We start from the raw sequence: 12192 nt of genomic DNA, 5'->3' as shown, positions 1-12192 counted from the left end.
TTGCCAATATCTTTCCAGGGACGTGCACTTGGTGGGGTATCCGCCCCGTTACAAGGAGTGTCCCCATGAAGTCAGTGCTCCGTCGTGTCCTCATCCCGCTCGTCGCTGTCCTGGCCGGCCTGCTGCCCGCTGTGGTGGTGGTCGAGCAGGCGTCCGCGGTGACCAAGATGACGCACAGCCAGGCGACCGCGATCTTCCGCGCCGCGGGCATCACGTGGTCGTCGAGCGGCAACTGCTCCGACTGGAACAACCCCACCTGTACGTCGTTCACGAACATCAACGACTCCACTGTGTACGGCGTCCGTACGCTCCGGCAGGCGAGCGCGTGCGCGATCCGGATCACCGGTGGGACCGAGGTCGGTCACGCCAGTGGAACGTACAGCCATCGCAACGGCTACAAGGTCGATGTCGCGATCACTACCTGTGTCACCAACTACGTGCACAACAACTTCACCCGGATCGCGGACCGGGGGGACGGGTATCCGCAGTGGAGGTCCGGCGCCGGCAACATCTACGCCAACGAAGGCAACCACTGGGACATCACGTACTACAACTGCGGAGGTTGCTGAACAAGGAAAGAACAGCCGCGCTCCGCGCGGGTTGTGGTTGGGGGAACTGCGGAGGCCCCACCCCTGCGTACTGAGGGAGGGGTGGGGGCGTACTAGGCTTCGGGCGTGATTGACCAATTGTCCGGGCACTCCTTGCTGGTGTTCGTCGGGATTCCGGTGCTGGTGATCGCGGTCGTGGCGCTGCTGGTCTTCGCCTCCTCGATCGCGCACGGACCGCGGTACCGTCCGGGGCTGTCCTGGTGGGCACCGCCGGTCTGGATCAACGGCCCGACCGCGACCAAGCCCGATCCCGCCCACCTGCCCGAGCTGCCTGAGCTGACCAGTGGCAACAGCGACAACAGGGCGCCGGGCGCCACCGCGACCGCCGGCAGCGGCGTCGCCCGCACCATCGGAGGCGCAAGTGCCAGCTGGTGACGCTTTCACCCCTGACCAGCTCTACGACATCGAGCGCGCGGTCCGGAACGCCGAGGCGGCGTCCGGCCTGCACTTCTCGGTGTATGTCGGCGGTGCGGACTCGGAGACCCGTCCGTTCGCGATCGAGTTGCTGAACGAGCTCGACGACCCGGACAACACCGTCCTGGTGTACGTCGACCCGGCCGGCCGCCGCCTCGAGATCGTGTCCGGCGAGCAGGCCCGGCGGCAGCTGTCGGACACGTCCGCCGGTCTGGCCGCGCTGACCATGCAGACGTCGTTCGCCACCGGCGACCTCGCCGGTGGTCTGGTCACCGGTGTGCAGCAGCTGGGCACCCACGCGCACCAGGCCCCCCTCCTGCACGCCAACAACGAGCCCCACAAGCTCTAGTGGCACCTGCGCTGGAACCACGTCGGATCGAGTTGGGCGACGTGGTGCTCCGGCCGTTCGTGGTGTCCGACGAGAATGCGGTGGGTCTTGCCCTGCAGGACCCCGGCATCCTGCGCTGGACAGCCGGTACGGCGGTTATCAGCTCACCGGCGGACCTGCGGGCCCGCAGGTGGCTGGAGCCGCGGATCGACGGCTGGGCGCACGGCAACGCGGTCTTCGCGGTCGCGGATCGCGAGACGGACCGCGTGCTCGGCAGCGTCACGCTCCGAGACGTCCACCGCGTGCCCGACCAGGCCGTCGCGGCGTACTGGGTGAGCCCAGCTGCCCGTGGCCGTCGGCTGGGTGCGCGCGCACTCGACGCCGCGGCGCGCTGGGCCTTCGCTGCCGACGGCCCACGTCTGCATCGCATCTCCCTCGACCACTCACTGGTCAACGAGGGATCGTGCCACGTCGCGCTGCGCGCAGGGTTCCGGCTCGAGGGCGTGATGCGTGACTACTACGTCGAGCCGACCGGTCAACGGCACGACTCGCACCTGCACGCCCGGCTCGCGACCGACGACGTACCTCAGCTGGCCGGTTCGTAGGTCGGGCACGGGGTCTGGTAGACCGCCTGCGTGCGCGGGTCCTGGCACAGGTTCAGCACCTGCGCCGATGAGGAGCCAGGGCCGAGGTAGACGATCCAGGTACCGGTGATCGGGGTCAGAGAGCTGTCCGCCAGTCCCGGGTACTGACCGTCGGCAAGCATCGCCTTCGCGGGGATGCCGGCCCGGGTGATCTTCGCCGCGGCGTCCTTCGCCCCCTGACCCGCGTTCGCCGGGTATTTGTCGAGGACGGCGATCCACTGGCCCTTCTTGAACTTCGGCGCGGTCGGGCCGGTGTTCACCGCCGGCGGCGTGGTCGTCTGGGCCTTGGTGGTCGGTTTGACCGTTGGCTTGGCCGCCGATTTCGACACCGGTGGCTTGCGGTCGCCCTTCGAGGCGCCCCCGGTCGGGCTCGTGCCCGCAGCGGGCGGCCCCGCAGCACCGTTGTCGGTCCCTGACCCCATCCGCAGTCCGTCGGCCGCCGGATCCGGGCTCGTGCCGCGGGTCAGGATGAACGCGAACACCGCGACGATCGCCAGCGTGGCCACGATCGCCGCACCGACGGCGCTGTGCGAACGCTGGGCTTTCCGCGACCGTACCGGTGCGGAGCCCTGGCGGGCGGCGGCCTTCTGCTGTTTCCGGGCAGCCCTGGCGGGCGGCTTCCGGTGATCGACGCGTGTCACGGCAAGGGCCCCTCCCCAGAACACCCCTGGACGGATATATCCGTCGCAGCTTAGACCGCCCGACCCAAGAAGTGAGCCACTTTCAGGTGGCAAGAATCTCTTTCCCCACAGGGGCCTCGCACACCGCACACGCCCCCTCACAGCGCGCCGACGAACAATCGTTTGACCCTCACCGAGCGAATCGGTCCAACCACCGATCGCCAGATGTCTTGACCTAGAGGGCGGTCTAGTTGGTTGGCTCGCTGCATGCGTTATCTGACGATTGGGAGCGACCCCGCGCGGCAGCGCCGGGTCAGCCGGATCGCCCTCGGGGCGATGCTGATGGGGACGACGACCGACGAGGCCACCTCGTTCGCGGTGCTCGACCGCTACCTCGAGCGCGGTGGGACGTTCATCGACACAGCCAACAACTACGCGTTCTGGGTGAACGGGACACAGGGCGGTGAGTCCGAGCAGCTGCTCGGACGGTGGCTGAAGAGCCGCGGGGTGGGAGACGAGGTCACCATCGCGACCAAGGTCGGCGGGCGACCGCCGCGGCCGGCCAACCAGCTCAGCGAGCACCTGGAGGGCCTGGCGCCGGCGGTGGTCAAGGAGTCGCTGGCCCGCAGCCTGGACAATCTGGGCCGCGACCACGTCGACCTGTACTACGCCCACATCGACGACTTCGCCGTACCGCTGGAGCAGCAGGTGGAGACGTTCGGCGCGCTCGCGAAGGACGGGACTGTCGGACTGGTCGGACTCAGCAACTACTGGACCTGGCGGATCGAGCGGTACCGGGCACTGGCCGCGGAGGCGGGTTTGCCGGGGTACGACGTGCTGCAGTACCACCACACGTACTTCCGGGCCCGGACCGACCTCGGTGGTCTCCGCTCGAAGGACGGCAGCATCGGTGTGGCCGAGGGCAACCTGCTCAGCTACCTGCGTGCAGAGCCTGGTCTGACGCTGGTGGCGTACTCACCGCTGCTGAGTGGCAGGTACGTACGCGCAGACAGGCCGCTGGACGAGTCGTACGACCACGCCGGCACCAGGGCGCGCAAGGTCGCACTGGACGAGGTTGTCAGCGAGACAGGTGCCACGGCGAACCAGGTGGTGCTCTCCTGGCTGACAGGTGGTGAGGTACCGACCGTTGCTCTGGTGGGCGCGTCCTCGGTGGCGCAGATCGACGAGAGCCTCGCAGCCGAGGACCTCGAGCTCACCCCGGACCAGCGCGCCAGGCTCGACGCCGCCGGCCACAACTAGGGCGTGTCTCCTGATCCCGCGCCTACTGCGGGGCACTCGGCACGGCATCTCGCCGCACGGGTGCAAAGGCCACGATGCTCCGCATCGAGACCTTCGCCCCCGCGCGCCGAGCTACCGCACCGAGCACCTCCTCGCTACGGCGCGGGATCAGGAGACACGCCCTAGCGGCTAGATGCCGGACGGGATGCCGTTGGGGTGGGGCTGGGGGCGGGTGTCGAGGGCGTCGTCGAGCCAGGCGTCGACGTCGACGTCCGCGGACAGGATGTGGTCGACGTACGCCGCGCGCTCGTGGCTGAGTACTTCGAGCTCCCAGACACACGGTGCGGCACCGATCGGGGCCGGGCGCAGGTCGTCGACGTCCATCCCGCTGAAGATGCTCAGGCGGGACTGGAAGTCCTTCGCCCAGCTCTGGACGACCAGGTAGACGCCGTCGTCACCCAGATGCAGGACGACGACGCCGAGTCCGATCGATCCCATCGCGTCGTCGAACTCCAGCTGCCGGGTTGCAGTGGCCTGGGCGGTCTCGACCATCTGGTCGTCCCACTGCCGTCCGCGAGCCGTGACGACGTACGGCTTCACGAGGCGGTTGGGGTACCGCCAGGGCATCAGAGGAGTGACAGGGCGGGGTCGGTACGCGTCTGCGAGTCCGGTCAGCGCAACAGCTGCCGCACCGGCCAGGGCGGGGTCAGAGGCGGGCACCGCCCCAGTCCTACCATGCCGGCAGTTGACGTCCGAAGAACTGAGGTGCAGAGACCTCAGTTCTTCGGACGCAAGAGGTTCAGACGTCGGTGGCTTGAGCGGCGATTGCGCGGGTCAGGTCGGCCTGGGCCTCTGTGACGTACCGCAGGGTCGGGGCGTCGACCGACGACGACTCTGCCGCCAGCCAGTTGGTCAGCGCGTCCAGTGCCGACTGGTCGGCCAGGTGTCGCGGCGACAGCCCAACCAGTACGTTCTCGCCCATCGACGAGCCCAGGCGCGTGTACACGTCCTTGGCCGTGCTCAGGTACTTGTCGACGTACGGCCGCAGCACGTCCTCCTGGCCGGGCTGCTGGAAGCCGAGGATGGTCCGGAACTGGGTCTCGTTCGGGGTGTCCTCGGACTCGACCGCCATCTGCCAGGCCTCGGCCTTCGCCTCGGCGGTCGGCCGCGCGGCGCGGGCCTGCGCGGCGCGTTCCTGACCGGTGATGGTGGTGTCGCGGGTGAGCTCGTCGTCGATCTCGTCCGCGCCGATCCGGCCGAGCCGGGCCAGTGCCACGATCAGCGTCCAGCGCAGGTCGGTGTCGATGACCAGGCCTTCGGGCAGGTCACGGCCGTCGACCCAGCCGGTGAGCCGCTCGGCGCCGGCGTCGGAGAACACCGCCGAGCTGTACGCGCGGACGAACGCGAGCTGGTGGTCGCTGCCCGGCTTCGACTCGGCGACCAGACCGGCCAGTGCCTCCTCGACCTGTGCGCGCAGCGCGGGCCGGTTCTGCGGAGCCGCGAACTGGTTGATGGTGCTGTTCGCCTGGTTCAGCAGGGAACGGACGCCGGTGAGGTCGGTCTCGGCCCGGATCCCGCGCAGCACGATGCCGACGTACTGGCTGGCCGGCATCTCCGCGTCCCGGGTCATGTCCCACGCCGCGCCCCAGGCGAGTGCCCTGGGCAACGATTCGGTGAGCTGGTCGATCGACTCCACCAGCGTCGCCCGGGAGCGCTCGTCCAGCCGGATCTTCGCGTAGGTGAGGTCGTCGTCGTTCAGCAGTACGAGGTCCGGCTGGGTCGCGCCGGTCAGCTCCGGGACCTCGGTCCGCGCCCCGTCGATGTCCACCTCGAAGCGTTCGGTCCGGACCAGGCCGGAGTCGGTACGCCGGTACAGACCGACCGCGAGCCGGTGCGGCCGCAGTACCGGGAACTTCTCGGTCGCGGTCTGCTCGATCGCGAACGAGGTGAACGCGCCCTGCTCGTCGACGGCGAAGTCGGCGCGCAGCGTGTTCACGCCGGCGGTCCGCAGCCAGCGCTCGGTCCAGTCGTCCAGGTCCCGCCCGGAGGCCTTCTCCAGCGGCTTCAGCAGGTCGGTCAGCTCGGTGTTGCCGAAGGCGTGGTCGTGGAAGTACTCCTTCAGCGCGGTGATGAAGGTCTCCTCACCGACGAACGCGACCAGCTGCCGCAGCGTCGACGCGCCCTTGGCGTAGGTGATGCCGTCGAAGTTCACCTCGACGGCGTGGAAGTCGATCATGTCGGCCGCGATCGGGTGCGTCGACGGCAACTGGTCCTGCCGGTACGCCCAGTTCTTCCGGGCGTTGCAGAACGTGGTCCACGCGTCGGAGTACTTCGTCGTGGCGACCACCTGCGCCCAGTGGCTGGCCCACTCGGCGAACGACTCGTTCAGCCACAGGTCGTCCCACCAGGTCATCGTGACCAGGTCGCCGAACCACATGTGTGCCAGCTCGTGCAGGACGGTGTTGGCGCGCGCCTCCAGCTCCGCATGCGTCGTACGGCTGCGGAACAGGTACTCGTCGCGGAGCGTCACGCAGCCCGCGTTCTCCATCGCGCCCATGTTGTACTCCGGCACGAACGCCTGGTCGTACTTGTGGAACGGGTACGGCGTACCGAACGCTTCCTCGAAGAGCGCGAAACCCTGCTTGGTGACCTCGAACAGGTCGTCGACGTCGAGCGCGTCCTTCAGCGACGGACGGCACAGCAGCGACAGCGGGTACGTCCCGTGCGGGCCCTCGTACACATCGGTGACCACGTGGTACGGCCCTGCGACCACGGCGGTGATGTACGTCGAGATCCGCTCGGTCGGCGGGAACTCCCAGCGGGCCAGCTCCTCGCCGTTCTCGCCCTGGTACGGGGTCGGCTCCGGGGCCGGGGCGTTCGAGATGACGACCCAGCGGGCCGGCGCGGAGACGGTGAACGTGAAGGGGGCCTTGAGGTCGGGCTGCTCGAAGGTGGCGAACACCCGGCGGGCGTCCGGCACCTCGAACTGGGTGTAGAGGTAGGTCTCCTTGTCGGCCGGATCGACCGAACGGTGCAGCCCTTCACCGGTCCGTGAGTACAGGCAGTCGGCGACCACCCTGAGCTCGTTGCGCTCCGCCAGCCCGTCGAGCTGCAGGCGGGCACCGTCGTACACCGTGTCCGGGTCCAAGGTGACGCCGTTCAGCGTCACCTCACGGACCTTGTCCGCGATCAGATCCGCGAACGTACTTGCGCCGGCCTCGGCGGTGAACGTGATGGTGGTCACCGACGGGTACGTCGGTGCGCCGGTCGGGGCGTTGGCCAGATCGAGCTCGATCGCGTAACTCACGTCACTGACCACGCCCGCACGGGAACGCGCCTCGTCGCGCGTCAGGTTGGTTCCAGGCATGTCGGCATCCTATGCACCTGGTTCTCGGCTTCGCCGAGGGTTTCCCCCCGACATTGGGTATTGGATACCAAGACGGTATCTGTGTTCTTCAACTTTGTATGATGGTGAATATGACTGCCTCTGCAGATTTCTGGTTCGACCCGGCCTGCCCCTGGGCCTGGATGACGTCTCGCTGGATGCTCGAGGTCGAGCAGGTCCGGGACGTGAAGACGACGTGGCACGTGATGAGCCTCGCCGTCCTGAACGACGGACGTGACGACATCGACGAGAAGTACAAGGCCAACCTGCGCAACCTGCGGGGTCCGGTCCGGGTGCTGATCGCCGCCGAGCAGGCGCACGGCAACGAGGTGCTGCTGCCGCTCTACACCGCGCTCGGCAAGCGGATCCACGTCGAGGGCCGTGGCATCGGCGACGGCAAGGGCGACGTGGTGAAGGAAGCGCTCGAGGAGGTCGGGCTGCCGGCTTCGCTGATCGAGGCCGCGGACACCGACAAGTACGACGACGCGCTGACGAAGTCGCACCACGCCGGCATGGACCAGGTCGGTATGGAGGTCGGTACGCCGGTGATCTCGGTCGAGGGCACCGCGTTCTTCGGCCCGGTGGTGACGCCGGCACCCAAGGGCGAGGCGGCCGGCAAGCTCTGGGACGGTGTCCGGCTGGTCGCCGGGACCGAGGGCTTCTTCGAGATCAAGCGCACCCGGGACCGCGGTCCGATCTTCGACTGAAGCCTCAGGGGTTGAACTGGAGCCGTCTCAACGGTGAAAGTTGCTCACTCAGGATTCCGTCCAGTGGTGAGTAGGTTCCCGATGACTTTGCGTGAGGTGACGGCCGGCATCGCGGTGTTCGACCGCGAGGCCGGCCGGTTCGTCGACCAGCAGAACGCCGACCAGCAGTTCCGCTCGGCGTCGGTGGTGAAGCTGCTGATCGCGCTGGACTTCCTCTGGGACCGGGGTCCGGGCTACGGCGTACCGGACGCGGACCGGGAGCGGCTGCAGGTCATGCTGCGCAGCAGCGACGACGACGCGGCCAGCTACTACTGGGAAGAGCGCGACGGCGCGGCCCTGGTGGAGCGGATGGTCGGGCGGCTCGGGCTGACGCACACGGCAGGCCCACCGGCCAGCCACCCGGGTTTCTGGGGGTACGTCGCCATCACGGCGGCCGACACGGTGCGCATCTACCGGTACCTGCTGGACGAGGCTCCGCAACCGGTCCGTGAGTTCGTGATGGGGCATCTGCACCACGCGACCCGCAACGGAACCGACGGCTTCGACCAGTACTTCGGGATTGCGTCGGTCTTCGCACCTGGCTTCAGCATCAAGCAGGGCTGGTCCGGCTTCCACGGTTCCAGCGGCTACCAGTCGGACCGTACGAAGCCCGAGTCCGTGGTGGACCTGGTCAGCGACGCACTGCACACCACTGGCACGGTCGGCGCGGACGACCGCACGATCGTGGCCGTCTACACACTGCACCCGTGCGGAACGCCGTACGAGCAGGCCTACGCCACGGTGACTGAGCTGACCGCGGCGCTGACTGTGCCGGGCGGCGTGCGCGCACAGGTCAGCTGACAAGTAGATTGCGTGCCATGCGAGTGCACATCGGCTCTGACCATGCCGGCTTCGAACTGAAGAACCACCTGGTGCAGCACCTGACGGCTGCCGGGCACGACGTCGTGGACCACGGTCCGGCGGTGTACGACGCCGTGGACGACTACCCGCCGTACTGCCTGCGCACCGGGCAGGCCGTGGTCGACGACCCAGGCAGTCTGGGCATCGTGATCGGTGGCTCGGGCAACGGCGAGCAGATCGCCGCCAACAAGGTGAAGGGGGTCCGGGCGGTACTGGCCTGGAGCACCGACACCGCACGGCTCGGCCGCGAGCACAACAACGCCAACGTGATCAGTGTCGGCGCCCGGATGCACACCGAGGAGGAGGCCACCGGGTTCGTCGAGACGTTCCTGGCGACCGACTACTCCGGTGAGGAGCGGCACACCCGGCGTATCGACATGCTGAGCGGCTACGAGTCCACCGGCGAGCTCCCGCCACTGCCCTGATCGTCCCGGCCGCTCTCCGGAAGCACCGGCCGCCGCTTGACCGCCTGCTTGGGCCGCGAAACGTCCCGCGCCCGCATACTCCGCCCAATCCCGACCGTCGCCGGAGTCGCCGGAGCAGTGCGGTTGGGTTTGGAACCACCTGTCGTCCCCATACGAGGAATCATGCCTGAAGGTCATACGCTGCATCGGTTGGCGAACGATGTCTGGGACGCGTTCGGGGGGCGCCTGGTTCGGGCGTCGAGTCCGCAGGGGCGGTTCGTGGACGGGGCTGCGCTGCTCGACGGGCATCTGCTGCGGCAGACGGAGGCCCACGGCAAGCACTTCCTCGCCGACTTCGAGGGCGCCGGCTGGCTGCACATCCACCTCGGCCTGATCGGCAAGATGGACATCAAGCCGGCACCGGTACCGCTGCCGGTCGGTCAAGTACGCCTCCGGCTGCAGAACGCCACCGCGTACGCCGACCTGCGCGGTGCGACGGTGTGCGAGGTCATCACCGACCAGGAGCGCGACAAGCTCCTCGGCCGGCTCGGCCCGGACCCGTTGCGCGACGACGCCGATCCGGAGCTCGCCTGGAAGCGGATCCACCGCAGCAGGCTCCCGATCGGGCAACTGCTGATGAACCAGGACGTGCTCAGCGGCGTCGGCAACGTGTACCGCGCCGAGGTGCTGTTCCGCGCCAAGCTCAACCCGATGACGCCCGGCAACGTGGTGAAGAAGCGCGAGTGGCAGGGGATGTGGGACGACCTGCTCGCGCTGATGAAGTACGGCGTGGAGACCGGCCGGATCGACACCGTCTCCGTGGACCACACGCCCGAGGCGATGGGCCGTGACCCACGGCAGGACGATCATGGCGGTGAGGTGTACGTGTACCGGCGCCATGGGCAACGGTGCTACGTCTGTCAGTCGGTGATTCGCACGAAGCTGCTCGCTGGCCGTAACTTGTTCTGGTGCCCCAAATGTCAACGGACCGGTCTCACTCGCAAGAGCTGACTGTTATCGGTTGTGTTGCGAATTGATGCGCGGACCGGGCGGTACCGTTATGTTCTTCACACCATGAAGAAGAACGGCGGCTACGCGCTGATACGACGCATCGGCCGCCGGGTCGAGGCGCTGGCGCGCCGTGTCCGCCGGCAGCCGCGGGTGGCGTTCTTCGGGCTGGCGGTGCTGTCGCTCGTGTTCGCCCTGGGCAGTCTGGCGCTGCCGCGGATCCTGCCCGCCTCGTTGCTGGTGATCCCGCTGTTGCTCGGCGGTGTGCTGCTGGCGCGCTTCCGCCAGTTGGTCGCACTGGTCGTTCTGACCCTGGTGTTCGGTTCGTACGTCGTGGCGACCCGGCCGCCCGCACTGCCGCGGACCGGGTTCCTTCTGGTACTGGCGCTGGCCGGGTGGATCGTGCTGACCAGTGCGAAGGTCCGTAGCCGGCTCGGCGTACCAGGTACTCGTGGCGAGTCGATGCTGATGGAGCTGCGGGACACCCTGACCGCACAGGGCGAGCAGGCGCTGCCCAGCCTGCCGGCCGGGTGGCGGGTGGAGGCCGCGATCCAGTCCGCAGGGAGCTCGACCTTCTCGGGCGACTTCGTGGTGTCGACAGTTCACGACCACGTGTTCGAAGTCGCGCTGGTCGATGTCTCCGGCAAGGGAATCGACGCCGGAACGCGCGCACTGCTGCTGTCCGGCGCACTCGGCGGCCTGCTGGGTGTCGTACCGGAGGAGGAGTTCCTGCCGTCGGCGAACCGGTACCTGCGACGGCAGGACTGGGCCGACGACTTCGCGACCGTGGTGCATGTCGTCGTCGACCTCGAGACCGGTGAGTTCGACGTACGGACGGCGGGGCATCCGCCGGCGATCCAGTTCGACGCGTGGTCGGGGCGCTGGCAGTCGCGGGACGCGGACGGGCCGCTGCTCGGCCTGGTCGAGGCGCCGGAGTTCGAGGTGAACCGCGGGCAGCTGAAGCTCGGGGACGCGCTGTTCCTGTACAGCGACGGGATGGTGGAGACGCCGCGCCGGGACATCGGCCGCGGTACCGACCGGCTCGCCGGTCACGCGGAACGCCTGGTGGGGCAGGGCTTCCTGGGTGCCGCGAAGGAGCTGGTCAAGTCCGCCGGCGGCCCGGGTGACGACTCCGCGATCGTCATCATCCACCGCATGGCCCATGCCTGAGGCAAGCAAGTCTCTCGTTGTCAGCGTCCAGGATCGTTGACTTGGGCAACGAGTAGGCCATACTGCTGAGGAGATGTCCGCCCGGGTTATGACCATACGCAGAACAGGGGACGGGGAATGGTCGTCAACGGGGTTCGTGCTCAGCTGACCGCTGCCGCGGTGGCTGCGGGAGCGCTCACGGTACTGATCGGCGCCGGTGTGATGCTGACGCAGCCGGGCGGGACGCCACCGGCTCCCGCGGCCGGCGCTCCGCTCGCGGCGATGGCCGCGGCGGGGAACAACGGCACCATCAAGATCGACGGGGTCGAGCTCGGCGACAAGCCGCCGGAGAACAACCCGCATCAGGGCTGTACGTTCACAGTCGAGTTCTACAACTACGACCTCGGGCCGTACTCCGCGCAGGTGCTGTTCGAGGATCAGCCGCCGACCGCGGGCGGTGGGTTGCAGGTCGTCTCCGGCGACCTGAATCCGTTCATCGGCGGGGATCCCGCCGGCGGTGGGAACGACCTGGACGCGCGGGTGGTGTACACGCTGAAGTTCACCGGCCCGCCGCAGCCGCAGCAGGGCTACCACGTGAAGCTCACCGTGCACGCCCCCGACTCCCAGGGCAACGACACCAAACACAAAGTCTTCTGGGTAGCAGGCTGCGACACCCCGCCGACCACTCCGCCGACCACTCCGCCGACCACTCCGCCGACCACTCCGCCGACCACTCCGCCGACCACTCCGCCGACCACTCCGCCGACCACTCCGCCGACCACTCCG

Annotated in this window: 14 protein-coding genes; 11 read left to right on the top strand and 3 right to left on the bottom strand. The window is 68.4% G+C overall.

Going from position 1 to position 12192, the window contains the following annotated elements; all coding sequences use genetic code 11:
* Window positions 1-65 precede the first annotated feature (65 nt).
* The 4 genes from ACGFI6_RS02315 to ACGFI6_RS02300 all read left to right on the top strand — a co-directional run bounded on the left by ACGFI6_RS02315 (window position 66) and on the right by ACGFI6_RS02300 (window position 1955).
* Entirely contained in the window at window positions 66-569 is a 504-nt protein-coding gene (locus tag ACGFI6_RS02315) for a hypothetical protein (RefSeq protein ID WP_393114677.1), read from the top strand.
* A gap of 105 nt (window positions 570-674) precedes the next feature.
* Entirely contained in the window at window positions 675-983 is a 309-nt protein-coding gene (locus ACGFI6_RS02310; RefSeq protein ID WP_393114675.1) for a hypothetical protein, read from the top strand.
* On the top strand, window positions 970-1371 hold the full coding sequence (locus ACGFI6_RS02305; protein WP_393114673.1) for a DUF5130 family protein: 402 nt from the start codon (window positions 970-972) through the stop codon (window positions 1369-1371). Before ACGFI6_RS02310 ends, ACGFI6_RS02305 begins: the two co-directional genes overlap by 14 nt.
* A complete protein-coding gene (locus tag ACGFI6_RS02300; protein ID WP_393114671.1) occupies window positions 1371-1955 on the top strand; it encodes a GNAT family N-acetyltransferase in 585 nt (194 codons plus the stop codon). The genes ACGFI6_RS02305 and ACGFI6_RS02300 overlap by 1 nt, the downstream gene beginning before the upstream one ends.
* On the opposite strand, the gene ACGFI6_RS02295 is transcribed toward ACGFI6_RS02300, so the two are convergent.
* Window positions 1937-2635, bottom strand: coding sequence for a hypothetical protein (locus ACGFI6_RS02295; RefSeq protein WP_393114668.1), 699 nt, complete (start codon window positions 2633-2635; stop codon window positions 1937-1939). The two genes, ACGFI6_RS02300 and ACGFI6_RS02295, sit on opposite strands and share 19 nt — an antisense overlap.
* A gap of 246 nt (window positions 2636-2881) precedes the next feature.
* Between ACGFI6_RS02295 and ACGFI6_RS02290 the strand changes: the two genes are divergently transcribed.
* Window positions 2882-3874: an aldo/keto reductase gene (locus ACGFI6_RS02290; RefSeq protein WP_393114666.1), complete on the top strand. Its 993-nt coding sequence runs from the start codon at window positions 2882-2884 to the stop codon at window positions 3872-3874.
* Between the two features lie 168 nt (window positions 3875-4042).
* Here ACGFI6_RS02290 and ACGFI6_RS02285 read toward each other — a convergent pair whose 3' ends face one another.
* A complete protein-coding gene (locus tag ACGFI6_RS02285) occupies window positions 4043-4480 on the bottom strand; it encodes a hypothetical protein (RefSeq protein ID WP_393114664.1) in 438 nt (145 codons plus the stop codon).
* A gap of 172 nt (window positions 4481-4652) precedes the next feature.
* Window positions 4653-7220 (bottom strand): aminopeptidase N, encoded by a 2568-nt coding sequence (pepN, locus tag ACGFI6_RS02280; protein ID WP_393114663.1) that lies wholly within the window; start codon window positions 7218-7220, stop codon window positions 4653-4655.
* Between the two features lie 110 nt (window positions 7221-7330).
* Between pepN and ACGFI6_RS02275 the strand changes: the two genes are divergently transcribed.
* From ACGFI6_RS02275 to ACGFI6_RS02250, 6 genes are all read left to right on the top strand, one after another.
* Complete coding sequence (locus ACGFI6_RS02275) at window positions 7331-7945, top strand: DsbA family protein (RefSeq protein ID WP_393114661.1); 615 nt, start codon at window positions 7331-7333, stop codon at window positions 7943-7945.
* Between the two features lie 81 nt (window positions 7946-8026).
* Window positions 8027-8785, top strand: a complete 759-nt coding sequence (locus ACGFI6_RS02270) for a hypothetical protein (RefSeq protein WP_393114659.1) — start codon at window positions 8027-8029, stop codon at window positions 8783-8785.
* Between the two features lie 17 nt (window positions 8786-8802).
* Window positions 8803-9270 carry a ribose-5-phosphate isomerase gene (locus ACGFI6_RS02265; RefSeq protein WP_393114658.1) on the top strand — a complete coding sequence of 156 codons (468 nt, stop codon included), beginning with the start codon at window positions 8803-8805 and terminating at the stop codon, window positions 9268-9270.
* Between the two features lie 162 nt (window positions 9271-9432).
* Window positions 9433-10260, top strand: coding sequence for an Fpg/Nei family DNA glycosylase (locus ACGFI6_RS02260; RefSeq protein ID WP_393114656.1), 828 nt, complete (start codon window positions 9433-9435; stop codon window positions 10258-10260).
* A 63-nt stretch (window positions 10261-10323) separates the two neighbouring features.
* Complete coding sequence (locus ACGFI6_RS02255; protein WP_393114654.1) at window positions 10324-11427, top strand: PP2C family protein-serine/threonine phosphatase; 1104 nt, start codon at window positions 10324-10326, stop codon at window positions 11425-11427.
* A gap of 117 nt (window positions 11428-11544) precedes the next feature.
* Window positions 11545-12192, top strand: a 648-nt coding sequence (locus ACGFI6_RS02250; protein ID WP_393114652.1) for a hypothetical protein, incomplete at its 3' end; no start/stop codon positions are given.

The organism is Kribbella sp. NPDC048928 (genome assembly GCF_043197975.1).
Lineage (GTDB): Bacteria > Actinomycetota > Actinomycetes > Propionibacteriales > Kribbellaceae > Kribbella.
Note: the sequence above shows the minus strand (reverse complement) of the source record. Positions and strands in the feature narration are given on the sequence as shown.

Excerpts from the sequence above, each read along its gene's own strand:
- ACGFI6_RS02315 (WP_393114677.1), top strand. The coding sequence starts at position 66 with ATGAAGTCAGTGCTCCGTCGTGTCCTCATCCCGCTCGTCGCTGTCCTG.
- ACGFI6_RS02290 (WP_393114666.1), top strand. The coding sequence starts at position 2,882 with ATGCGTTATCTGACGATTGGGAGCGACCCCGCGCGGCAGCGCCGGGTC.
- ACGFI6_RS02285 (WP_393114664.1), bottom strand. The coding sequence starts at position 4,480 with ATGCCCTGGCGGTACCCCAACCGCCTCGTGAAGCCGTACGTCGTCACG.
- pepN (WP_393114663.1), bottom strand. The coding sequence starts at position 7,220 with ATGCCTGGAACCAACCTGACGCGCGACGAGGCGCGTTCCCGTGCGGGC.
- ACGFI6_RS02275 (WP_393114661.1), top strand. The coding sequence starts at position 7,331 with ATGACTGCCTCTGCAGATTTCTGGTTCGACCCGGCCTGCCCCTGGGCC.
- ACGFI6_RS02270 (WP_393114659.1), top strand. The coding sequence starts at position 8,027 with ATGACTTTGCGTGAGGTGACGGCCGGCATCGCGGTGTTCGACCGCGAG.
- ACGFI6_RS02265 (WP_393114658.1), top strand. The coding sequence starts at position 8,803 with ATGCGAGTGCACATCGGCTCTGACCATGCCGGCTTCGAACTGAAGAAC.
- ACGFI6_RS02260 (WP_393114656.1), top strand. The coding sequence starts at position 9,433 with ATGCCTGAAGGTCATACGCTGCATCGGTTGGCGAACGATGTCTGGGAC.
- ACGFI6_RS02255 (WP_393114654.1), top strand. The coding sequence starts at position 10,324 with ATGAAGAAGAACGGCGGCTACGCGCTGATACGACGCATCGGCCGCCGG.